Genomic DNA, 22,907 nt, shown 5'->3' on the forward strand with positions numbered 1-22,907 from the left:
CGCTGACGGCTGCCGTTCGGGCCGCATCCAGGCTTGTCGCGCAATGGTGAGTCGCTACTGCGGATCGGCCCAGGGTTGCTTAGTCTCTAGAGGTCATGATCCGGTTCGAACACGTATCCAAGCAGTATTCGGGCACCTCGCGCCCGGCACTCAACGCCATCAACCTCGAAGTGCTGCGTGGGGAGTTCGTCTTCCTCGTCGGTGCATCCGGCTCGGGCAAGTCGAGCTGCCTGCGGCTCATCCTCAAAGAGGAGAAGCCCACCACGGGGAAGATCCATGTGCTCGGGCAGGACCTGGGCACGATCTCGTCGCGCAAGGTCCCGTACTTCCGCCGCAACATCGGCGTGGTGTTCCAGGACTTCCGCCTGCTGCCCAACAAGACGGTCTTCGAGAACGTCGCGTTCACGCTGCAGGTGATCGGCAAGTCGCGCGGCTTCATCCAGGAGGCCGTCCCCGACGTGCTGAAGATGGTCGGCCTCGACGGCAAGGCGCAGCGCCTCCCGCACGAGCTGTCCGGTGGTGAGCAGCAGCGCGTCGCCATCGCCCGCGCGGTGGTGAACAAGCCGCAGGTGCTCCTGGCCGACGAGCCGACGGGTAACCTCGACCCCGCAACCAGCGCCGGCATCATGGCCGTGCTCGACCGCATCAACGCGGGCGGCACCACGGTGCTGATGGCCACGCACGAGGCGGCGATCGTCGACCAGATGAAGCGTCGCGTGATCGAGCTCGTCAACGGGCAGATCATCCGCGACGAGCGTCACGGCGGCTACGGCGTCACCGCGGCGATCCCCACCATGCAGGCCGCGGAGCACCTGCAGGATGCGCGGCCGGCGTCCGCGCCGGTGCAGCAATCTGCGCAGCAGCAGCCCGCGTATGCGCCGCAGCAGGCGGCGTACGAGCCTCGGCAGGAGATGGCCAGGCCGCACGTACCCACGTCCGACCCGGCGGCACCCGTCAGCGTTCCGGTACCGGTCCAGGCCGCACCGCAGCAGACGCAACCCGCCCCCGCCGAGCCGCAGCAGCCGGTGGCCGTCCCGCAGGCCGGGGTCACGCATCCGGAGCCTGTGTCGGCGCAGTCGCAGCAGACGCCGTCTCAGCAGCAATACCCCGCGCCGGTGCAGTTCGCGACGGCCGCGACAACGCCGCCGCCACCGCCGTCTCCTCCGGCGAGCGATAACCTCCCCGACCACCTCAACTTCACCGCGAACCTCGACCTCCGGGGTCTGCGGGACGACAGCGACTCCAACGGCGAGCAGAATGTGGGGCCGACCAAATGAGATTCGGCCTGATCTGGTCCGAGGCAGCGAACGGGCTGCGCCGCAACGTGTCGATGGTCGTCTCGGTCATCCTCGTCACCTTCATCTCGCTGACGTTCGTCGGCACCGCCGTGCTGCTGCAGATGCAGATCAACCAGATGAAGACCTACTGGTACGACCGTGCCCAGGTGGCCGTGTACATGTGCACGGAGACCGACAACTGCGTGGGAGGGGCGGCGAACGAACAGACCATCGCCGCCGTGAAGAAGCAGCTCGAGTCTCCTGAGCTGTCCCCGTACATCCAGAAGTTCTACTTCCAGGATCAGAAGCAGGGCTACGAGCAGTTCAAGCAGCAGTTCAAGGGCAACCAGATCGCCGACTTCGTCACGCCGGAGATGATCCCGCAGACGTTCTGGGTCAACCTGAAGGACCCGAGCAACTCGGCCGTGCTGACCGAGACGCTGTCCGGTGCCGCCGGTGTGCAGAGCGTCGTCGACCAGCGCAGTTACCTTGACCAGATCTTCTCGATCCTCCGCGCGGCCAGTTTCACCGCCATCGGCATCGCAGCGCTGATGCTCGTGGCGGCGGCCTTGCTGATCGCCACGACCATCCGGTTGTCGGCGTTCTCGCGAAGACGGGAGCTCGGCATCATGCGGCTGGTGGGTGCGTCCAACCGGTTCATCCAGACGCCGTTCATCCTGGAGGGCGTGTTCGCTGCACTGATCGGTTCGATCCTGGCGGCGGGGGCGGTGTACGGGATCGTGCACTTCTTCGTGCGCGGGTTCCTGTCCGAACGCATCCAGTCGATCAACTTCGTCGGGGAGGGGGATGCGCTCGTCGTGGCGCCCCTGCTGCTCCTCGTGGGGGTGGTTCTGGCGGCGGCGTCGGCGAACTTCGCGATCAGTCGCTACCTGAAGGTCTAGTTCGCCATATACTGGATGGCTGCCTTGCGTACCGCGGGCGGCATCCGATCGAACGCGTCAGGAGTGAGCTGTGCCCAGGGAACGTGGCCAGAAGGTGGTGGCCACCAATCGCAAAGCCCGCCACGACTACACCATCGAAGACACCTATGAGGCCGGTCTGGTCTTGACGGGGACCGAGGTGAAGTCGTTGAGGGCCGGTCGCGCATCCCTCGTCGACGGATACGCGTTCGTCGACGGAGGCGAGGCGTGGCTCGACGCCGTGCACATCCCGGAGTACGCGGACGGCACCTGGAACAATCACGCCCCGCGCCGCAAGCGCAAGCTGCTGCTGCACAAGGCGCAGATCCTCAAGATCCACAACAAGGTGAAAGAGGGCGGGTACACGATCGTCCCGCTGCAGATCTACTTCAGCGACGGGCGCGCGAAGGTCGAGATCGCGGTGGCCAAGGGCAAGCGCGAGTACGACAAACGCCAGGCGCTGCGCGAGCGGCAGGACAAGCGCGAGGCCGACAGGGCCATGTCGAGCAGGAAGCACCTAGGCGAGTAGCCGCGGGCAGCGCCTCTGCGCAACGCACGTCGGGGGAGCGCGGGTGGCGCGTCGGGGCGCGTGGCAGACTGAACGCATGAGTTCGATCGCACCGCGCATCCCCGTGAACGGCACGTACAACTTCCGCGATGTCGGCGGGTATCGGGCCGACGGCGGAACGATCCGATCGGGCAAGCTGTTCCGTTCGGACGGCCTGCACTCGCTGGGCGAGACGGGCAAGGACGCGCTGCGCGAACTGGGCGTGCGGGTGATCATCGACCTGCGCGACGACTTCGAGGTGAAGACGCTGCCGGACGACCTCGACGGGCTGGACGTGGAGGTGCTGCACCTGCCGGTGTTCGAGGGTTCCGGCGCCTCCCAGGCCACGATCGGTGCGACCCTGGCCGACCTCTACGCGAAGATCGTGCTGCAGCACACGGATGTGGTGATCACCGCCCTGCGCGAGATCGCGGACACCGGGGACGAGGGCGTGGTGGTGCACTGCACGGCGGGCAAAGACCGCACGGGCATCGTGATCGCGCTCGCCCTGCTCGCGGTCGGCGTCGACCGCCAGACGGTGGTCGACGACTACGCGCGCACGCAGGCGAACCTCGCCGGCCCCTGGCTCGAAGGCATGCTGAAGCTGGTGCAGAGCCACGGCGTCGAGGTGACTCCCGATCTGCGCGTGATCATGGGAGGCAGCCCGCCGGAAGCGCTCGAGTCGGCGCTCGACCTGATCGACCGCGAGCGCGGAGGCGTCCACGCCTACCTGAAGGACGCCGGGCTGGACGACCTGGAACTGGCCAAGCTGCGCTCGGTGTTGGTCGAGGAGAGCTGAGGCGCGTCGCGGCTCAGGATGCGGCGAAGCGAGCGTGCACCTGGACCGCGATGGTGATGTCCTCCGGCTTCAACGCCAGCGTCCCTCCGCCGACGTCTGCGGACGCCGCCCTTGCGAACATCGGCTGCGACTGCTGCTGTGCGGAGGTGTGGTCGCCGAGCATTCCCGGATCGCTGAGCGCGAGCGGCTTGACGGAGCCGAGCCCGAGGCTGGTGGCGTAGACGGTCGCCTTCGCGACCGCGTTCTCGACCGCCCGGCGTCGCGCCTCCTGCACCAGGGTCTGCTTGCGCGCCTCCGTCAGCGCCCAGGTCACGCCGGACACGGTGACGCCGTCGAGCAGCGACACCACGCCGACCCAGTCGGACAGCGCGCCGAGGTCGCTGAACTTCGCCTCGATGCCGACCTGGGCGTGGTACACGATCGGCAGCTGCTTGCCGTTCTGGTTCCACGGCCGCTCTCCCCACACCCGCAACTGGTCGGACGACCACCAGGTGACGGGCCCCGACTGCGGATTGTGGATGTCCCGCAGCTCGCTGGTGAGGGAGAGGTGGCGTTGCGTCGTGAGCGCGAGCACCTCGTCCCGGCTCGGTCCGTCGTACGCGACGGTGAGGCGGACGGTGCCGCGTTCGGCAGGCTGATGCAGTTCGTATTCGCCCTGGACGGTGATGATCGTGTCGGCCATCTTCCGATCGTGGCATAGAACGGGGCCTCGGGATGTTGTAGGATGAGAAGCTCGCCGCAAGCGGTGAGAACAGTATCTGGACAACTCAACAGCGCGTGACAGCGACCCAGCCTCACCGGCTGCGCACGGGGATGATCGGTTTCGACATTGTCTGCGAGAGTGTGAGAAGCGGGTCGAGGATGCATGCTTATCTCGTAAACGATGCATGCAAAAAACAAGTGCCAATTCAAAGAGCACTGTCTCTGCCAAGGCAGACTTCGCCCTCGCGGCGTAAGTTCTTCCAAAGCAACTTATGAGACCGTCAAGCCGGGAATAGCTCTCTACCCGGATTCTGGCGTCATCTAGAGAGCTTGCCTCCATGTTGAGTATCAGGGCGTGGAGGGACGTGCACTGATGCTGGGCTCGTCGGTTTAGGTGCCAGTGGCAAATTCCGGAGCCGAGTAGAACGTCAACACTGGCTACACCCGTAGAAGGCATATGACCACAGCAGTGGACGGGGGTTCAATTCCCCCCATCTCCACCATTGGTCGCTGTCACGCGTTGTTCGAGTGCGAGCCGCCCTGTTGGGCGGCTTTTCTGGTCTCCGCCCGCCAGAATGGTGTGCGATGAGCGCATACTTCGAACGTCTCGACGACAGCCGTTTCCGTCCGCTGCCCGACGCCGGCGGGGCGTGGAACGATGCGGAGATCCACTTCAGTCCGCTCGGCGGCCTGATCGCGCACGCGATGGATGTGCACCGGGCGGCGCACGGTGCGGCCGGCATGTCTCTCGCCCGGCTCAGCTTCGACATCCTGGGGTTTCTCGCCGCCGATGTGTGCGAGATCGCGGTGGAGACGCTGCGTCCGGGGCGGACGATCGAGCTGGTGCAGGCGACCGTCGTCATCGCGGGGAGGGCCGTCGTGCTGGCGCGCGGCTGGTACACGATCGACAGCGACACCCGCGAGGTCGCCGGTGGCCAGTCGGCGACGTTCTCCGTGCCGGAGGAGGGGCACGAGTGGGGGATCGCGGACACCTGGCCGGGCGGGTACGTCGCGTCGCTCGAGATGCGCGCCGAGGAGCCGCCGCGGCCCGGACGCGGGATGGCGTGGCTCCGCACCGATCGCGAGCTCGTGGCCGGGGAGGCCGTCAGCGCGCACGCCGCATTCATCGCCCTGGTCGACACCGCCAACGGGATCGCCGTTCGCCAGCAGCCCGGCGAGTGGATGTTCCCCAACCTCGACCTCACGATCCACCTGCACACGCAGCCCACCGGACGCTGGGTCGGGCTCGACACGACCGTCACGTTCGGGCCGACCGGGCAGGGGCTGACCAGTTCCGGACTCCACGACGAACGGGGACCGGTGGGGAGGGCGGAGCAGACGCTGACCGTCCGGCGGCCGCCGGCGCCCGGCTCCCGTTAAGGCCCGCGCCACCTCCCGGTCTCCCGGCCGCCGTACGCTCCTGGGGTGCCGCAGCAGAGTGAGAGCCCCCGCACCGTCGCGTCGCAGGACATCGCCGCCGACCTGCGGAGGCGCATCCAGTCGGGGGAGTTCGTGGCGGGGATGCGGTTGCCGAGCGAGGCGTCGCTGGCGGAGGAGTACCGGGTGACCAGGAGCCTCGTGCGCGGGGCGATGGCGAAGCTGGCGCGGCAGTCGCTGGTGCTTGCGCGGCCGAGGGACGGCTGGATGGTGCAGGCTCGGCACCACACCCAGGTGTTCGACAGGATGCTGTCGTTCGCCCAGTGGGCGGAGGCCGGCGGACGGGTCGCCGGCGGGCTGATCTCGGCGCGGGTGTGGCGTGGGGCGGATGCGCGGGAGGCGCAGCAGCTGGGGGTGCGGCCGGGGGAGCGCATCCTGTGCTTCACCAGGGTGCGGACGCTGGACGGGCTGGTGGTGATGGTGGAGCGGTCGGCGTGGGCGCCGTGGGTGGCGGACGTGGTCGACGCGATGCCGAACGACGTGGCGTCGACCACGGCGGCGCTGGCGCTGGAGGGGATCAGGGTGACGTCGGGCAGCCACCGGATCGAGGCGGTCGCGGCGTCCACTCAGGATGCGGCGCTGCTGGGGGTCCGGCGGTCCAGCCCGCTGCTGCAGGTGTCGCGCACCACGGCCACCAGGGAGGGCAGGGTCGTGGAGCTCGGGGTCGACCGGTATCTGGCGGGCACGATCGCGTTCGACGTGAACGCGGGGGAGAGCACCCGCGCGGTGGTGTGACAGTCGCTCCGCGACGCCGTCCCGCGACGCCCAGTGTGAACACTCGGCGCGCGAATTCGGCCGTGCACGCGCATCCGGGGCCTTCGGTCGCCTGGCGTTCACCGGCGGTTTCCTTCGGTTTGGTCGGCTGTCCGCGGCCTTGAACGAATCAGACACCAGGAGAGCCATGTCCAGCGAGCCGGAAGACTTCATCCCTGACCCGTACGAGCGCGCGGAGACCGTTCCTCCGGAGGTGCTGCGGTCCGGGCTGTCCCGGCGCGGGATGCTCAAAGCGCTCGGGCTGCTCGGCGGCGCCGCGGTGCTGGGTGGCACGACCGGTGCGGCGTGGGCGGGGCAGGCCGGGCAGGCGGCGGGCGCGGCGCGGCGCGCGCCCGCGTACGTGCTGCCCGACGGTTTCGCCGGGGACATCAGCGACCTGAAGCACGTCGTCGTGCTCGTGCAGGAGAACCGTGCATTCGACCACTACTACGGCGCCCTACCCGGCGTGCGCGGGTTCGAGGACAAGCAGGCGCTGCGGTTCCAGAACGGCACCGACGTGTTCTCGCAGCCGAGCGGGGCGTCGTTCGTGAAGCCGAGCAGGGTCACCACCGTCGCCGGCACGACGACCGGGCTCGACCACTCGTACTCCGGCGGGCTCGGCGCGTGGGCGGGCGGCCGGTACAACAACTGGATCGGGGCCAAAGGGCCGTCCACGATGAACTACGTCACCGGCGAGGAGATCCCGTGGCAGTGGTCGCTCGCCAGCGCGTACACGATCTGCGACGCCTGGCACTGCTCCGTGATGGGCCCGACCACCCCGAACCGGCTCTACCACTGGACGGGCACCTCCAACGGCGTCACGGACAACGGAGGGGAGTCCAACGGCACCCGCACCTGGCAGACCTACCCGGAGGCGCTGCAGAAGGCGGGCGTCTCGTGGCGCATCTACGTCGACAACAGCAACAACGGCAGCAGCTGGGTCGGCGACTACACCGACAACCCGATCCGCGGGTTCGCGGCGTTCACCACCTCCGGCAGCACGGCGACCGACGCGGCCAACCGGGTGGATGCGGTCAAGAACGCCCCGGGGACCGGCCTCGTCTGGCGGGCGGGGTCGGCGCCGTACGCCCCGACCGGCGCCCCCAACAACGACAGCGACGCCAACCTGAACGCCGTGCTCAAGGACTTCATCGCCGCCTGCCAGCCCGGTGCGGCCCAGCCCCTCCCGCAGGTGTCGTGGGTGGTCGCCCCGTACGGCTGGACCGAGCACCCGTCGGCGAACCCGGAGCACGGCGCGCACTTCAGCAACCGGGTGATCCAGACGCTGCAGAGCAATCCAGAGCTGTGGAAGAGCACCCTGCTGATCATGACGTTCGACGAGAACGACGGATACTACGACCACGTCCTCCCACCGTTCGCCGAGCCGGGCACGCCCGGCGAGTACTCCGGCAGCACGCCCATCGGCTACGGCGCCCGCGTCCCGGCGATCCTGGTGTCGCCGTGGACCCGCGGCGGCTGGGTCAACAGCGAGACGTTCGACCACACCTCGATTCTCCAGTTCCTGGAGACCTGGACCACGGCGCTCGGCACCCCGGCGCTCAGCACCACCATCACGCAGTGGCGGCGCGGGATCAGCGGCGACCTGACGAGTGCGCTGGACTTCGCACATCCGGTGGTGGACATCCCGTCGCTGCCGGACACCGAGGCGCTGGTGCAGATCGCGCGCGCAGGAGGAACGATCAGCACGCAGGTGCCGCCGGCGGACAAGTGGGACGGCGGCGCGCTGCGCCCCCGCCCGCTGTCGTTCCACCCGCACGGCACGTTCGAGGAGGACAGGGAGACCGGCACCGTGACCGCGCGGCTGAGCCTCGTCGGAGGCGCGGCGGGGAAAGCGGTCAGCCTGCAGGCGTTCCCCGACAAGTACCTGCCGTTCAGCAACACGCCGCACACGGTGACGGCAGCGTCGCCCGCGGCGTACAGCTGGGACGCGGCGGCGCACGACGGTCGATACGCGTTCACCGTGTACGGACCGGACGGGTTCGTGCGATCGCACGCGGGCACCGTGCTGCCGGCCGGGCAGGACAACGCCGGCGTGCCCCGGGTGGACGTCGCACTGGTCGCGGGGAGCGAGCCCACCCTGACGATCGCGCTGCACGACGACGGCCTGCAGCCGGTGCACTACACGCTCACCGCCAACGACTTCGCGGGTGGCACGCGCAGCGTGTGGGTGCACCCCGGCGCGACGGAGACGATCACCTGGCCGACCACGGACGGGTACTACGACGTGGTCGTCACGGCGGCGACCGGCACCGGGTGGCAGCACCGGTATGCGGGGCGCGTGGCGCAGCTGACCGCGTGACCTGACCGCCGCACCGCACCGCACCTCGCCGCACCACCACCGCCGATCCCGCCCGACCCGACTCCGGAGAACCCCCATGACCGTGCAGAGCGTCATCAACCGCCTCGTCCCGCGCACCGTGGCGCACCGCATCCTGGCCTCCGTCGCAGCGCTGGCGGTGGCCGCAGCGGGCGCCGGGGTGATCGTCGGCGTGGCGAACGCGGCGGCCGCGAGCCCCGCCTTCGATCCGCAGGATGCGATCACACCGGTCGCGTCGTACACGTTCGACGGCGACACGGGCTCCGTCGTCACCGACAGCTCCGGCAATGGGAACGACGCGAGCTGGAAGGGCACGCCGTCCTACGTCGGCGGGGTCTCGGGCAAAGCGGCGGTGGTCGGCGGTGGTTCCAACTACATCAAGCTCCCGAGGGTGGCAGGGAAGACGGATGCGTCGTCCAGCTTCTCCTACGAGTTCTGGATCTCCGAGCAGTCGCGCACCAGCTACGGCCCCATCATCAGCAACCAGGACTTCGACTCATGCAACAACGCGGGCATCACCCTCTACAACCAGGCGACGGCCGGGGTGCTCGAAGCCTGCTGGGGGAAGACGGCCGGCGGGACGAAGCAGTACGTGCACGGCATCTCCGGCAGCATCCTCAACGCCTGGCACCACGTCGCCGTGGTGATCGACCGCACCGCGAACACCGGGACGTTCTACGTCGACGGCGTGCAGAAGGCGACGGCACCCGCCGGGTCGATCACCGCATCCACGGCGTTCGACAGCGGGCTGGCGTTCAACATCGGCGGACTGAGCGGCAGTGAGAGCGACACCGGAGACGGGTACGTCAACGCGTCCGTCGACAACGTCAACTTCTTCGACGCCGCCATCCCCGGCAGCCAGGTCGCCGCGGACTTCGCGGTGAGCAAGCCGACCGTGGTCGCGTACACGGTGGCGTTCGACGGCAACGGCGCCGGGGGAGGGTCGACGGCGTCGCAGACGCTCACCACCGGTCAGACCGCAGCGCTGACCGCGAACGGGTACACCCGCGCCGGGTACCAGTTCCGCGGCTGGGCGACCAGCGCATCCGGAGCGGTCGTGTACGCCGATAAGCAGAGCGTCACGGATCTGGCGTCTGCGGCGGGAGCCACGGTGACCCTGTATGCGGTGTGGAACCGCTACCGCGCTCCGGGGGACTCGGTCGCGCCGATCGTGTCGTACGACTTCGACGACGACACCGGCACGACGGTGGCCGACAGCTCCGGCAGCGGCAACGCGGGCGCCTGGTCAGGCACGCCATCGTACGGAGCCGGCATCTCCGGCAAGGCGGCGTACGTGAACTCGCCGGCGGGAAGCGTCCAGGGCGTCAACTTCTTCAGCCTGCCGCTGATCGCGGGGCGCACGGATGCGTCGTCCAGCTTCTCCTACGTGTTCTGGATGAATGAGGCGGCCACCAGCTCCGACTCGCCGATCGTGTCCAACCAGGACTTCACCCACTGCTACAACAAGGGCACGACGCTCTACAACACCGCGGGCCAGCCGGGTGTGCTGCGCGCCTGCTTCGGCAGGAACGGCACCTCCACCGCGCAGAACTACCTTCCGCAGGTCAGCGGCAGTTCGGTGATCGGGGCGTGGCACCAGGTGGCCGTGGTCGCCGACCGCGCCGCCGGCACCATGACCACCTACCTGGACGGCCAGCAGACGGCGCAGAACGCCGGGCTGACGAGCGCGTTCTCCCTGGTGAGCGGCAACCCGTTCCGGGTCGGCGCCGAAGGCTCAGGAGCGGACACCGGGGACGGGTTCGTCAACGCATCCATCGACGACTTCGACTTCTACGACACCGCGATCGGCGCCGCCCAGATCCTCAACGAGTACACGGCCGCACTGCCCGCCACGACGCCGTCGGACAGCGGAGCCACCCTCGCCGCCGGATTCGTGACGGACACCTTCCGCGCGCCGGCGGTGCGCGCGGGCGGCGCTGTCGCCCAGCGCGTCGGCGGGCTCTGGAACGGCGCCGCGGTCACCGGATACTCGAAGGTCGCGGGCGACGACTGGCTCAGCGTCGCGGCAGACGGCACGGTCACCGGGACGGCACCCTCCGCAGCACCCGCCGACCCGGCGACCATCACCGTACAGGCGGCAGACGGCAGCACCACCTCCCGCATCACCGTTGAGGTGCCGGTGCTCGGCGCCACCGACCCCGTGCAGCTCGCCGCGACGACCTGGAACCTGTGGGATGCGGGCAGCCACGTCAGCGACGCGACGTTCAAGGAGCTCGCGGTGATCGCCTCCAACGGGCTGGACGTGATCGGGGTGCAGCAGGACGACGGCACGGTCGCCACCCGCCTCGCCAAGGCCCTCGGCTGGTACGCGGTCGCGGGCGGCGACGGCGCGTCCATCGTCTCGGCGTACCCGGTGGATGCGGCCACCGGCCGACGCGCGGCGGTCGCGGCAGCGCTCCCCGCCGTCGGCGCCACCGCCCACGTGCTCGGACGCGACGTGCGCCTATGGAGCGCCGGACTCGACGGAGCGGGCTACGGGCCGAACGCGGCCTGCCAGGGCGGAGTGACCGACCCGGCAGCGCTCGTCGCCGCGGAGAAGACGACGGCGCGCTACGACCAGGCGACGGCGCTCGCCGCGGCGCTGCGCGGCGACGCGTCGGCTGCGGAGAAGACCCCCGTCATCCTGCTCGCCGACCTGGAGTCCCCGTCGTCGGACGACTGGACGGCCGCGACGGCCGCAGCGCACTGCGGTGTCGGCGCTGTGGCCTGGCCGGTCCCGGCCGCGTTGACGAAGGCCGGGCTGACGGACACCTACCGCGCCGCACATCCGGACCCGTCGGCCGCCGCGGGGAACTCGTGGTCGCCGATCGTGGCCACCGACCCGTCGACGGGCACGCCGGAGCCGCAGGACCGCATCGACTACGTCTACGCGGCGGGCGCCGACCTCGCCGTGCTCGGCTCGAACACGCTGGTGGCGGGGTGGCCGTCCGCGAGGAACGTCGCGGGCAACGCGTGGCCGAGCAACCACCGTGCGGTCGTGACGACCTTCCGGCTCGACCCGGCCGCGGTGAGCACGCCGACGCCCACGCCGACACCGACTCCCACCGCGACGCCGACGCCCACCGCGACGCCGACGCCGACCGGCACTCCGACCGCGCCCGGCACGCCGGGGACCACCCCKACCCCCACCGCGACTCCCACCGACCCGTCCGTGCCGTCGCCGACCGGCTCGCCCGACCCCGGAGCGGCCCCCGCAGGCACGAAGCCCCCGCGCGGAGGCGACGACGCGCTGGCGTGGACGGGCTCGCAGCTCCCGATCGCGCTGATCGTGGCGGCCGTCGCGGCCATCCTGGTCGGGGTGATCGTGCGACGCCGGAGGTACGGGGCGAAGTCGGATCGCGGCTAGACGTCAGGTTTCGCTGGGGGTGACTGCCGTGTTATGCGGAGCTACGACGCAGATTTGCGGCCTCGCGCCGCGAGCTGTGCGCTGTCTGCCAGCTTGAGCCAGATGACACCGCCGATGATCACCGCGAGCCAGAACGCTTTGACGAGCGTCAGCGTCTCATCGAAGAAGACCGGCCCGAGAAGGGCCGCGCCGACAGCGCCGATGCCTGCCCAGACCGCGTACCCGATTCCGACGTCGATCCGCTTGAGTGCGACGCTCAGAAAGTACAGGGTGAAGAGGAAGAAGACGACGGCTACGAGCGACCAGGTGAGGTTGCTGAAACCATCACTACCGTTCACGCTGAGTGCGTAGCCGACTTCGAAGCCTCCTGCGAGCAGGAGGGCGAGCCACGATCGTGCACTCTTCTGGGGGGACATGGGTGCTGGCGTTGACGGGGTCATTGCGCGGTTCCTTTCGATCTGGATGAATGATGTCGCCGGGGCTCAGGCGGGCCCGGCGAGGTTGAGGCCGACAACCCCGGCGATGACGATGCCGATGCCGATGAGCTTCTTCCAGGTCAGCTTTTGCGACAGGAAGAGCGCGCCGAGGATGACGATTCCCACGCCGGCGAGAGATGTCCAGAGCGCGTAGCCGACGCCGACATCGAAGGTCAGCAGCGCGAGGCTGAGAAAGAAGGTGGCGATCCCGCCATTGATGAGAGTTGCTATCGTCCACCACAGTTTGGTGAAGCCTTGTGCCTTGCCAGCTGATATGCCGACCGCGATCTCGAAGATGACGGCAATGCCGAGGTAGAGCCAGCTCATGATGGGTCCTTTCAGGGGTGGGGAGCGCGGATCAGCGCCCCTGATTTGTGTGTGATTGCAGGTATCGATCGAACGGCTCGGTGCCACGGTGGACCGGAAGCGGGCGGAGGACGGCAGACCGGCGTTCGTCGGTGATCCCCAGCGCGGTGTAACTGGAGCGGTAGTCGAATCCCCAGGCCGCGGCGTCGTCACGGTCGACCGCGACGTAAATGGCGTCGATGCCGTGATCGAGCGCGAAGCGATAGCATAGGCCGCACGGTTCCCCTGTGGCCAGCAACGTTGTGCCAGCGAGATTCTTGCGGCCTGAGGCGGCCAGGACCTCGCGCATCGCGATGATTTCGGCGTGCGCGCTCGCATCGCGTGTCTCACGAACCCTGTTGACCCCGAAGCTGGAGATGAGGCCGGATTCGTCGACGACAGCACCCACGAACGGAAGACCACCAGCGTCGACGTGCGCGACGCAGGCCGCGACAGCTTGGTCCATGAAATCGACGAGCTTCTCGCGTGGCATGGAATTCATGGCCGCTCGCCGGGGTGTGAAATGTCCTCGGACGACGCGTCGATGATCGCTTTCAGCCTGGCGGCGTCCGGCACCCCCCGTACAAGCTCTCCGGCAACCATCATGGCTGGGACAGAATTGACGCCGACAGCCCGTGTTGCGTAGTCCTGATCGAGGAGTTGGCGCTCCCGGCGTTCGTTGCTCCAAAAAGCGGAAACGGCATCGGCGGCGTTGAGCCCGACCGAGGTGGCGACATCAACGATCACATCGAGTTCGCCGATATTGCGATCTTCTTGGAAGAACGCACTGAACATGGCCCGTGAGAATTCTTCTAGCTTGTCGTTCTCCCGCGCCAGCTGCATGACCATGAACGCCCGCTCGGTGCGAGGCTGTGGCGACGTCGAAGGGAGGGAGATCGGAATGCCCACCCTCTGCGCGGCGGGGTAAACGGCATTCCTCCAGATTCGGGGAAGGTAATCATCTTCCGGGCGGAGTGTGGGAATCGGGTGTGGTCGAAGCTCAAACGGGCGAAGGTTCACAACCACATCCCGGTCGCGCTTAACCTCCGCGAGCGTTTTCTCGAAGAGAAAGCAGAAGGGGCAAACGAAGTCGATGAAGACATCGAGTCGTGTGGTCATATTTGGTTCCGTTCGAGAGGGGGCGTGCAATTACCTGCATGTACATGCAAGTAGTTGGGTGCGTCTGGTCATGGCGAGTTCCACAAGGAAACGAGTTGCGCGATTGTTCGAAGGGAGCGGTCGATGCAGACCAGGTCCAGTTGGGGGAACTCCTTCGATGCATTGCCGAGGATTTCCGTCACCTTGGCTTCGAATGGTTTGCGTATCCGCGTTACAGCATCGAGGCCGGCGCTGGTGATGACGGCGTAGACACCGCGGCCATCGTCTGGGCACGTGTCCCTCGTGACGAGCCCCTTCGCTTCCATGCGGCCGACCAAGCGCGTCACCGAACTCTGGTTGAGTCCCACGCGGTTGGCCAGCTCGGAGATTCGCAGTTCCTGCTGGGGGGACATGCTGAGATGCAGCGCTGCGCGATACTCCGTCAGGCCGATTCCGTGCATGTCGACCAGCCATCTTCCGAGCGTGGCATCTACCGCTGCGGCGAGTGCTGCCACCTGCGCCCAGGCGGCAGCACTGTCCTGGGTCGGAGACCCGTTGCCTGCGCTAGAAGAATTCATGTACATGCAGTGAAAGATATCATGTCTCAACGCCCGAAGGGTTCTGTGCGAAAAGTCGCCCGTATCCGGATATCCGGGGCCTGAGATTGGTCTCGCTCAGCGATGCCCAGAGGAGTACTTGGTTTGCTGTGAGCACGGTGATTTTCAAAGTACGTTCGAGGTAGTCGATCGCCCCAACTGCACGCTGGCCGTTTCCGGCGATGAACACTGCGCGCGCATTCGTCGTCGCTACGAGTGATTCAACCGCCGCCGCGGTAGCGGCCGGGGTGATGTGTCGCGGACCTCCGCTCGGACCGCTCGGGGTCGCGGAGACGATATTGATGCCCTGGTCGCGAAAGTATGCTTCGCCGGCACGACACAGGTCGTCGTCGAACCAGGACGGCGCCATGATCGCAACCCTGTCGAGCTGCAACTCTCGTATTGCGGCGGTGGCAGCGAATCCAGTCGTCGTCAGTTTCACGCCGTGGCTGAGCGCAGTCAACCGTGCGAGCAGGTCTCGCTCGCGTTGCGCACCGACAAGGAAGGACGAACTCGTGAACGCCAATCCGATCGCGTCAAGCGGGGAACTCGAAAGGCTCTCGACGGCCTTGTCTATCATCTCGGGGGCAATGAACTGCCGCACGGGGTCGTGAGCGATCTTCTCGTCGATCGTCCCGCCTGGGTGCATCGGACTGAATTCGACTCGGGCTCCGTGGACCGTGATGCGAGTTCCCGACGACATGGCCTGAGCCTCCGCTTCTGGGCCGATATCGGCGTGGGGCGAAACCAAGCCGAGCTTGAAGTCGGACTCCCAGCCGTCGTATTTCCACACTGTCGTATTCCTCTCCGTCGTCACAGCGATATTCCGGCCAAGCTCAGGGAGGTCGGAGTCCGCCCAGCCGAAGTCACCATTCGAGGATGTTTGTTTCGGATCAGGGTCAAGAGATCGTGCATATCGGGATTCGAGTGCGTGCGTTGGTCGCCACTGAAAAGCATCTTCGTCGTCGCGCTATTGCGTTGCTCAATCGCATCGGCATGGGGGTTGAAGCGAAGGACATCGATCCCAGAGAGCGCACAGAGCAACGTGTTGAATATCGGTGCCGCTTTGATCCAGCGGCCATTGAGATAGATCTGGGCGTACCAGTGGAGGAATGCGTCTCCACCCACCAGCGTGAGCATTGCCGCGTCGGCGACGTGGTTCACGACCACATCCGAACAGAGGACGGCAGGTACACCGAGGCGACGGCAACCGGCGACGAACAGGATGCTCTTGTGCAGGCAGAAGCCCGCACCCTCTCGAACCACCTCCGATGCGCTGAGTTCAGTTCCGAGGGAAACATTGAACACGTTGTAGTCGATGGTGTCTCGTACGGCATCGTGGAGACGTTCGATTGCTTGAGCGATGTTCGGTTCTGCATAGCATCCGGCACCATCGACGAACTGGGCAACGGCGGTGTTTTCATGGTCGAACACACGTGTCGGGTTTGTCAGCCGTTCGTAGTTTGCGATCATGAGGCGATCCCCATCAGTGAGGCGATTTTGGTTCGCAAGACGTCGTTCGACCCTGAATAGATCGCACCGGGAACGGCATCAAGCAGGTGGGTGGCCAACGGCGACGAGCTCAGGTATGCATTGCCTCCGTGAACCCGGAACGCGTTGATGGCCGATTTGACATTGGCCTCGCTGATAAAGACCTTTGCTGCGGCAACCGGTATCGTGACGTCCTCGAAGCCATCCAGCCGATCGGCGATCGAGTACAGGAGGGCGGCGCCCAGTTCGATGTCGATCTGCGTATCCACGACACGATCCGCGACGATCTGATTGCTGCCGATACTTTTCCCGAACTGCTTCCTGTCGTTCACATGGTGCACCGAGCGAGAAACGAGCTGCTCCATCTCTCCGATGTTCCCCGCGAACGCGATCAAGATCTCGCGCTTCATGACTTGATCGAGAATCAGCAGCCCGGCTCCGGTGTGTCCGATCCGGTTCGCAGCGGGCACGGCGACCTCGTTGAAGGACACTTGGCCGATCGGTGACGTTTTCAACCCAACGGTCGGCATGGTCTCGGAGGTGTCCACCCCGGGCCACGCCGTCTCCACAAGGAACGCTGAGAGGCCCCTGTCGGTGCCATCTTCCACCGTCTTCGCGTAGACGACGAGAGTGGAGGCAACCGGTGCGTTCGTTATGAATCGTTTGGTCCCGTTCAGCACGTAACGTCCGTTTTCGAGAATTGCCGTGCTTGTCATTCCCATGACATCGGAACCCGCATCGGCTTCGGTGATGGCGTGGCCACCGATGGCCGTGCCGGACTCAGCGGCCGGCAGGTAGCGTTCCTGCAGGTCTGTGCCGGCGAATGCACGAAGGCAATAGATGGTGCTCGCCAGCTGGGTCACAGCCGAAAACGTCAGACCGCGATCCGGATGCGATCGCCCCAGGTCACGGATTCGGCTGATTGCAGCTCGCATGCCGTCGGCACCGGTGCCGTGCTCGCGCAACGTGGAGAACAGGCCGCTTGCTGCTAAGGCACCCCACCGATCGCCGGAGAAGCCCTCTTCGAGCTCAAGCGAAGTCGAGTGCGTTTCCGCGCTGCGAAGGGTTTCGATGTACTGGGGCCACAAACTATTCGGCGGAATGGATGTCATCCTGGTCGCCTAGTAGGTGCTGAAGCCATCGCGGTTGAGAGTGTGGGTCTCGTCTCCGCGAATGGGTGGGTTGAAGATGCTGACGAGTTCGAGGTCCTCGTGACCCGCCGCGCGAAGGTAATGCGGTTCATGGCCGTTCAGCACATAGACAACACCAGGAGAGATTTCGAACAGGTTGCCGTCCGTGTCTTCGACGTTGCCCGAGCCACTGATGCAATAGCACGCCTCAAGGTTCTTCCTGTACTCGAGCTTCGACTCGGTTCCTGCGCGGACGACGGTGTGGGCCACGGCGAAGCCCATATTGTCAGCGGCGACGAGGAGTCGATGGCTGGTGCCGTTGCCCCACTCAACAGCAGGAACGTCATTCCTTGACCTGGTGAACATGCTGGTTTTTCTGCTTTCTTGTTGCGATTGTGCCGATGGAGGGAAAGAAGCACGCTCAGGGCGTGTCGGTGCGGTGGGCCTCGATGAAGTTGGCGATTCCCTCCGGAGTGCGTAGATCATCTGGATTGATGGGGATCGAGTTGATGGGGATCTTGTAGGTTCTGGCGGACCAGCCGAGAAGCTGCACGGTCGTTACGCTGGTCAGGATTCCCGTCGAGACGAGGTCGACGTCCGAAGCGAGCTGCTCTGGGGTGACGTCGGGGGCGAAGGTATCTGCGATGTAGTGCTTGACGTCGTTGATGGTCGTCATGATCTGGCGCTTTCTAGTTGTGACTTGATGGAGTGAAGGTCTGGTTTGCCGTTCCCGTTCACGGGGAATGGGCCTGAGAAGGCGTGAAGGTGGTTGGGCATCGCGTACGCAGGAAGATGAGCGCTCATGGCGACCCGAAGTTCGAGTCCGGTCACCGCCGCATCGGCCTCCCCGGGGGCCGTGTATGCGAGATGTAAGCTTTCGCCCGACGTCGATGTTTCGAGCCACGCGCACGACATCCCGACCAGCGCCGTCCGCAGGGCCGAGTGCTCGACGTCTTCCAAGTTCACCCGCTGCCCGCGAATCTTGATCGTCCGGTCTCGACGGCCCACGTACATCAACTGCCCGCAGCGCAACGACACCCGATCCTTGGTGGGAAACAGGTTCTCCGAGGTCGCTGGTAAGGGTGAGTGCCGTCCCTCCCTGATGTATCCGACAGCTTGCCACGGCGTCCGAACGAGTAGCTCGCCATCGGCGCGGCCTGAGGTGTTGTCCATCTGGTGCAGCACGCCGCTAGCATCCACGTAGACAGAGCAGCCGGGGATCGGTGATCCGAGCGGAAGGGTCTCCATGGTCGAGAACTGCTGTGCGTCGAAGGTCTCGATGAGGCAATCATTGACCTCGGTCGATCCGTACACATTGTGAAACGATGCCGCGGGAAACATCTGCGCGGCAGCGGCACGCCTGCTCCGTGCAACGGCGCCGCCGGTGAGCACCACATCGCGTACGGAGGGGAACGCCGCGCTACCGCTTCCTGCAGTGACGAGTGCATCGAGGGTGGACGGCACGACTTGGATGAAGGTGGGCTCGTGCCGGGTGAGTATCCCAGCGAGATAAACCGCGTCATACAGTCGGGCCTCGTCGGCGGCCACGACGGTGCCTCCTGAGGCGAGCACTGCCCAGGTGTCCAGGAGAGAGACATCGAAGTTCCACGGGCTGAGGCTCAGGGACACGGTGTCTGGGCCGAAGCCGAATCGGTCGCCGCCCCATCCCACGAATTGGGCGATGCCCGCCGCGGGAAGCGCGACCAGTTTGGGAAGTCCGGTCGATCCCGACGTGGGGAGTGCAAGGATCCCACCGGGTGGCACGGCACTGCTATCAGAACGTGTCGCGGCAAAGCCCTCCACCTGCTCGGCAATCGAATGGAAGTACGCGTCGGATGCTCCGGATGGCACCAGCGCGGCCACCCCTCCGCGATTGAGAATCGCACTGCACGTGTCGAGCAGAACGCGGCTCTTTGTCGAGCGAAATGTTCCGTGCGCAGAGCCGCCGACCTCGACGGATTCGTCCAGCGATGCGCTTTCGGAAACCTTGCCGCGTGACAGGGAGAGCCTTGTCATCGGGCGGCTGACAGACGTTGTCGGCAGTGTCACGGTTGCTCCCTCTGGGGCCGGTCGGCGGTTGACGATCGAGTCATGGTGTGACGAAAGTTCTTTGATGTACATGCATCAATCTAGGCTATGTGATGTGCACATTTCAAGTGTTAAGGGTCAACCAATAGTATTTCTAACGTCAAATTGGTCAAAGATTGAGCTTTGGATCGCGCGGAACAACGCAAACTGTGACGTGGCCGCGTGGCTTGTTGACGCGATTCTGGGCACGCGGGCACGGCAGCATTTCCGGAGCTCGGCTAGGACTTTTCCCCTGCACGCCGCCGAGAACTACTACTCCGTGTCTCACAGCACCGTCGCGACGGTGCTGGCCATCTCGCGTGCCCCGATCGGTGTCGACATCGAGCAACGAATCGTCAACGAGTGCCTTCCGGACATGGTTTGGGCACTGTCCGCGGGTGAACGCGAGGAGATCCGAGCGGAGGGCGGCGGCAACGTCCTCACAGAAATATGGACCGCGAAGGAGGCGGCAGGCAAGGCACTCGGGGTGGGGCTCCTAGCCATGCCCTCGGGCTTCGTATCTCGCGCTGTTCCCGGCATGCCGAGCGTACGAACCGTATCGGTCCCAGCTACTGTCGCAGACCGGACCTCTGTCGAGACGTGCGGCGTCTGGATCGGTGACCATCACCTTCGTGTCGCGTGGGGTGCGGTTCCGGAGGGCGGATGATTGCTCGCCCCTCGTCACACCGGCGCAGCCGCCCACGCGAACACCAGCGGCAGCGTCGCCAGCACAGACACGTGCCCGTCGCGCGGGCGCAGCAGCAGGTCGGCGTTCGGGATGCGCTCCAGCAGGGCGAGCGTGTGGGCGACGGGGACGACGCGGTCGGCCTTGCCGTGCACGAGGAGGGCTGGCGCGGTGATGTCGGCCGGGTCGAAGCCCCAGTCGGACACGTAGGCGACGTCGTCGTCGGATTCGCCGGCCGGTCCCTCTGCGGCTCCGGCCTGCGCGTCTGCGCCGAGCGGCGCCCAGTCGGCGGAGAGTGCCGCCCAGTCGCGGTCGGTGAAGGAGGACTCGTCGAACTCGGCGTGCTCCGCGTGGCGGAGGCGCGCATCCCGGCCGAGCACAGCGGTGAGGAGCGCGTCGGGGGAGGCCATCCCGGCGAACCAGTCGTCGGACTCCCAGCGCGGGGCGAGCGAGGCGATCGTGGCCACGGCGCTGACCCTGTCCGGTGCCAGGGCCGCGCAGGCGAGCGCGTGCGGGCCGCCGCCGGATGCGCCGACCGTCGCGAACCGGTCGATGCCCAGTTCGTCGAGCACCAGGAGGGCGTCTGCCGCAGCGTCGGCGACGCTGCGGTCCGGCCGTTCGGTCGAGCCCGGGTAGCCGGGCCGGGCGACGGAGACGACGCGGAGACCGGCGGCTTCCGCGGCGGCGGCGATGGGCGCGATGATCGCGCCGGTCTGCGGGGTGCCGTGATGCCAGAGCACCGTCGCGCCCGCCCCGGATGCTCCCGAATCGAAGAAGCGGACGGTGCGGCCGTCCGGTGTGGTGAGTTCGCGCGCGCCGTCCGGCACGGACCCCTCGCGCTCGTCGGCCTCGTCGCCGGCGGTGCCTTCCTCCTGCATGGTCATAGCCGGATCGTACGCCTGGTCGGCCGCGGAGCAGAAGTTTGGCCGGACTCAGTGGATGACGGCCTTCAGCACGATCATCGCGATGCCGAACAGGGCTGTGGTGATGGAGCCGATGATCCGCACCGGCCAGGAGTCGCCGCGGAGGGCGAACACGATGTAGCCGAGCACCGCGAGGATCGCGACGCCGAGCCAGAGCGCTGTCCACAGCGCGACCGTGTCGTCCACCACGCGCAGCCCGCCGAGCAGGAGCACGAACGACGGAGGGACAGCGGATGTCAGGAACCCGACCGACCGCCGCAGCGAGCGCTGGAACGACGCGGACAGCCCTCCGCCGCCCTCCTCCTCCACACCGTGGCCCGCGATGGTCCCGGCGTAGACGTGCGCCGCCCAGAAGACGATCACCGTGGTGAGCACCGTCAGGAAGACCTGCATCGAGGTGGCGTGGTACGAGCCCGCTGCGACGATCATCCCGCTGACGAGCACGGTCCCGTACACCGACTCCTCGGTGATGTAGTCCACCCGCGCGCGGCGGAGCGCGGCGTTCGCGGTGCGCGGCCGCGGTGTCACGTCGCCTCCCGGATGCCCGGTGCGGGATGCCGAGCGCTCGCATCCCTGGGCAGCAGCAGCGCGGCGACGAGTCCGCCGAGTCCGAGGACGGCGAGCACCGCCATCGCCGAGCCGTATGCCGCAGAGCCCGCGGCGACGTTGGCGATCAGGATGGTGCCGGCGATGGCCGTGCCGAGAGTGGAACCGAGGTTCGAGACGCTGCGGGACAGTCCGGAGATCTCGCCCTGCGCCTCCTCCGGGAAGGCGGACTGGACCACGTTCACCGACGGTGTCAGCATCAGGCCGAGGCCGGCCCCGATGAGGAAGAGACCGGGCACGAACGCCCAGTCGGTCGTCGTGACCGCGACGAGCCAGATCAGCAGCACGATGCCGGGGACGCAGAGCACGAAGCCGGTCAGGATGAGGCTCCGCTGCGAGAACCGCCGAGCCAGCCTGCCCGCGACCAGGGAGGTGAGGAGCAGCCCGACCGTCGCGGCGGTGAACAGCACCCCGGTCGCAATGGCGCTGTAGCCGCGGACCACCTGCAGGTACGCCGACACCGTGAAGGACGTGCCCATCAGCAGCACCCACTGCACGTTCTGGGTGACGAGGGCGATGTTCGACAGGCGGTTGCGGAACAGCGAGGTCGACAGCAGCGCTTCCTTCCCTGCGTGCTCGCGGCGCCGCACCCACCAGAAGAACAGCACCAGGATCACGATCCCGGCGACGATGAGCGTCACCATCAGCGGCACGCTGTTGTCGGCAGCGAGGATGCCGAGCACGAGCACGAACAGGCCGAGCGCGGAGAGCACGGCCCCGACCACGTCGAACGGCCGCTTCGGATCGGCCGGGATGGGGTCGGTCAGTCTCCTGCTCAGCAGCAGGATGACCACGATGATGAGCGCCTGGAAGAGGAAGGCGGCACGCCAGCTGATCGCGGTGGTGATCAGCCCGCCGATCAGCGGACCTGCCGCGGCCCCGATGCCGCCCAAGCCGCTGATCACGCCGAACGCCCACGCCCGCGTCGGGATGTCGGACAGGTAGACCGTGGTGAGGATGTAGACGGGAGGGATCAGCAGGGCGGTGCCGACGCCCTCCAGGATGCTGTTGCCGAGGATCAGCGCCCACAGCCCCGGCGATGCGGCACTGACGAGGGCGCCGGCGCCGTAGACGATCAGGCCGAGCGTGAAGCAGCGCTTCCTGCCGATCTTGTCCGTGAGCTTCCCGGCGGGGATCATCAACGCCGCCATCGTCAGCAGGAACAGCGTGATGCTGATCTGAACGCCCTGCACCGTCGTGTCCAGATCGCGGGAGATGTCGCTGATCATCACGTTCATGTTCGACCCGGCGAAGCTGCAGATGAACTGCGCGAGAGCCAGGGGCGCGATTAGCCGTCGCACGTCGGAACGGGACGTGCCGGTGAAGGATGCGGTCATGACGACCTCCTGC

Annotated in this window: 24 protein-coding genes and 1 other RNA gene; 10 read left to right on the forward strand and 15 right to left on the reverse strand. The window is 66.8% G+C overall.

Translation table 11 applies throughout. From position 1 onward, the window contains the following. Positions 1-95 precede the first annotated feature (95 nt). The 4 genes from ftsE to B7438_RS10395 all read left to right on the forward strand — a co-directional run bounded on the left by ftsE (position 96) and on the right by B7438_RS10395 (position 3,543). On the forward strand, positions 96-1,277 hold the full coding sequence (ftsE, locus tag B7438_RS10380; protein WP_085369478.1) for a cell division ATP-binding protein FtsE: 1,182 nt from the start codon (positions 96-98) through the stop codon (positions 1,275-1,277). Then, on the forward strand, positions 1,274-2,179 hold the full coding sequence (gene ftsX, locus B7438_RS10385; RefSeq protein ID WP_085369479.1) for a permease-like cell division protein FtsX: 906 nt from the start codon (positions 1,274-1,276) through the stop codon (positions 2,177-2,179). The genes ftsE and ftsX overlap by 4 nt, the downstream gene beginning before the upstream one ends. Before the next feature lie 70 nt (positions 2,180-2,249). After that, positions 2,250-2,726, forward strand: coding sequence for an SsrA-binding protein SmpB (smpB, locus tag B7438_RS10390; protein WP_055892644.1), 477 nt, complete (start codon positions 2,250-2,252; stop codon positions 2,724-2,726). 76 nt (positions 2,727-2,802) lie between these two features. Then, on the forward strand, positions 2,803-3,543 hold the full coding sequence (locus tag B7438_RS10395) for a tyrosine-protein phosphatase (protein ID WP_085369480.1): 741 nt from the start codon (positions 2,803-2,805) through the stop codon (positions 3,541-3,543). A 13-nt stretch (positions 3,544-3,556) separates the two neighbouring features. Here B7438_RS10395 and B7438_RS10400 read toward each other — a convergent pair whose 3' ends face one another. Beyond that, positions 3,557-4,225: an SIMPL domain-containing protein gene (locus tag B7438_RS10400; protein ID WP_085369481.1), complete on the reverse strand. Its 669-nt coding sequence runs from the start codon at positions 4,223-4,225 to the stop codon at positions 3,557-3,559. 127 nt (positions 4,226-4,352) lie between these two features. Here B7438_RS10400 and ssrA point away from each other — a divergent pair. From ssrA to B7438_RS10425, 5 genes are all read left to right on the forward strand, one after another. Further along, positions 4,353-4,748, forward strand: a transfer-messenger RNA (tmRNA) gene (gene ssrA / locus B7438_RS10405). An 82-nt stretch (positions 4,749-4,830) separates the two neighbouring features. Continuing rightward, the gene (locus B7438_RS10410) at positions 4,831-5,625 is read left to right on the forward strand and encodes a thioesterase family protein (RefSeq protein ID WP_085369482.1); all 795 of its coding nucleotides are present in this window, start codon (positions 4,831-4,833) and stop codon (positions 5,623-5,625) included. A gap of 45 nt (positions 5,626-5,670) precedes the next feature. Continuing rightward, complete coding sequence (locus B7438_RS10415) at positions 5,671-6,417, forward strand: GntR family transcriptional regulator (protein ID WP_085369483.1); 747 nt, start codon at positions 5,671-5,673, stop codon at positions 6,415-6,417. A 166-nt stretch (positions 6,418-6,583) separates the two neighbouring features. Further along, positions 6,584-8,755, forward strand: a complete 2,172-nt coding sequence (locus B7438_RS10420; protein WP_085369484.1) for an alkaline phosphatase family protein — start codon at positions 6,584-6,586, stop codon at positions 8,753-8,755. 76 nt (positions 8,756-8,831) lie between these two features. Continuing rightward, positions 8,832-12,140: an InlB B-repeat-containing protein gene (locus B7438_RS10425; protein WP_085369485.1), complete on the forward strand. Its 3,309-nt coding sequence runs from the start codon at positions 8,832-8,834 to the stop codon at positions 12,138-12,140. A 41-nt stretch (positions 12,141-12,181) separates the two neighbouring features. On the opposite strand, the gene B7438_RS10430 is transcribed toward B7438_RS10425, so the two are convergent. From B7438_RS10430 to B7438_RS10480, 11 genes are all read right to left on the reverse strand, one after another. Beyond that, positions 12,182-12,556 (reverse strand): multidrug efflux SMR transporter, encoded by a 375-nt coding sequence (locus B7438_RS10430; RefSeq protein ID WP_085369486.1) that lies wholly within the window; start codon positions 12,554-12,556, stop codon positions 12,182-12,184. Between the two features lie 66 nt (positions 12,557-12,622). Further along, complete coding sequence (locus tag B7438_RS10435; RefSeq protein ID WP_085369487.1) at positions 12,623-12,943, reverse strand: multidrug efflux SMR transporter; 321 nt, start codon at positions 12,941-12,943, stop codon at positions 12,623-12,625. Between the two features lie 31 nt (positions 12,944-12,974). Next, positions 12,975-13,454 (reverse strand): nucleoside deaminase, encoded by a 480-nt coding sequence (locus tag B7438_RS10440; RefSeq protein WP_218775158.1) that lies wholly within the window; start codon positions 13,452-13,454, stop codon positions 12,975-12,977. A 5-nt stretch (positions 13,455-13,459) separates the two neighbouring features. After that, positions 13,460-14,080: a DsbA family protein gene (locus tag B7438_RS10445; RefSeq protein WP_085369489.1), complete on the reverse strand. Its 621-nt coding sequence runs from the start codon at positions 14,078-14,080 to the stop codon at positions 13,460-13,462. A gap of 68 nt (positions 14,081-14,148) precedes the next feature. Next, complete coding sequence (locus tag B7438_RS10450) at positions 14,149-14,643, reverse strand: MarR family winged helix-turn-helix transcriptional regulator (RefSeq protein WP_085369490.1); 495 nt, start codon at positions 14,641-14,643, stop codon at positions 14,149-14,151. A 13-nt stretch (positions 14,644-14,656) separates the two neighbouring features. Beyond that, positions 14,657-15,448, reverse strand: coding sequence for a maleate cis-trans isomerase (locus B7438_RS10455; RefSeq protein ID WP_143465771.1), 792 nt, complete (start codon positions 15,446-15,448; stop codon positions 14,657-14,659). Positions 15,449-15,468: 20 nt separating this feature from the next. Then, positions 15,469-16,128, reverse strand: coding sequence for a transglutaminase family protein (locus B7438_RS10460; RefSeq protein ID WP_085369492.1), 660 nt, complete (start codon positions 16,126-16,128; stop codon positions 15,469-15,471). Then, positions 16,125-17,258, reverse strand: coding sequence for an acyl-CoA dehydrogenase family protein (locus B7438_RS10465; RefSeq protein ID WP_085369493.1), 1,134 nt, complete (start codon positions 17,256-17,258; stop codon positions 16,125-16,127). The genes B7438_RS10460 and B7438_RS10465 overlap by 4 nt, the downstream gene beginning before the upstream one ends. 9 nt (positions 17,259-17,267) lie before the next feature. Beyond that, positions 17,268-17,642: an ectoine synthase gene (locus B7438_RS10470; protein WP_085369494.1), complete on the reverse strand. Its 375-nt coding sequence runs from the start codon at positions 17,640-17,642 to the stop codon at positions 17,268-17,270. 55 nt (positions 17,643-17,697) lie between these two features. Further along, positions 17,698-17,952 (reverse strand): hypothetical protein, encoded by a 255-nt coding sequence (locus B7438_RS10475; RefSeq protein ID WP_085369495.1) that lies wholly within the window; start codon positions 17,950-17,952, stop codon positions 17,698-17,700. Further along, positions 17,949-19,397: an AMP-binding protein gene (locus B7438_RS10480; protein ID WP_085369496.1), complete on the reverse strand. Its 1,449-nt coding sequence runs from the start codon at positions 19,395-19,397 to the stop codon at positions 17,949-17,951. Before B7438_RS10480 ends, B7438_RS10475 begins: the two co-directional genes overlap by 4 nt. 22 nt (positions 19,398-19,419) lie before the next feature. On the opposite strand from B7438_RS10480, the gene B7438_RS20535 reads away from it, so the two are divergent. Continuing rightward, positions 19,420-20,010: a 4'-phosphopantetheinyl transferase superfamily protein gene (locus B7438_RS20535; protein WP_179150783.1), complete on the forward strand. Its 591-nt coding sequence runs from the start codon at positions 19,420-19,422 to the stop codon at positions 20,008-20,010. 14 nt (positions 20,011-20,024) lie between these two features. On the opposite strand, the gene B7438_RS10490 is transcribed toward B7438_RS20535, so the two are convergent. The 3 genes from B7438_RS10490 to B7438_RS10500 are packed head-to-tail and all read right to left on the reverse strand — an operon-like array spanning position 20,025 to position 22,894. Next, entirely contained in the window at positions 20,025-20,912 is an 888-nt protein-coding gene (locus B7438_RS10490) for an alpha/beta fold hydrolase (RefSeq protein WP_256921973.1), read from the reverse strand. A gap of 48 nt (positions 20,913-20,960) precedes the next feature. Continuing rightward, entirely contained in the window at positions 20,961-21,479 is a 519-nt protein-coding gene (locus B7438_RS10495) for a hypothetical protein (RefSeq protein ID WP_085369497.1), read from the reverse strand. Further along, positions 21,476-22,894 (reverse strand): MFS transporter, encoded by a 1,419-nt coding sequence (locus B7438_RS10500; protein ID WP_085369498.1) that lies wholly within the window; start codon positions 22,892-22,894, stop codon positions 21,476-21,478. Before B7438_RS10500 ends, B7438_RS10495 begins: the two co-directional genes overlap by 4 nt. Positions 22,895-22,907 lie beyond the last annotated feature (13 nt).

The organism is Leifsonia sp. NCR5, assembly GCF_002105485.1.
Taxonomy (GTDB): Bacteria; Actinomycetota; Actinomycetes; order Actinomycetales; family Microbacteriaceae; genus Leifsonia.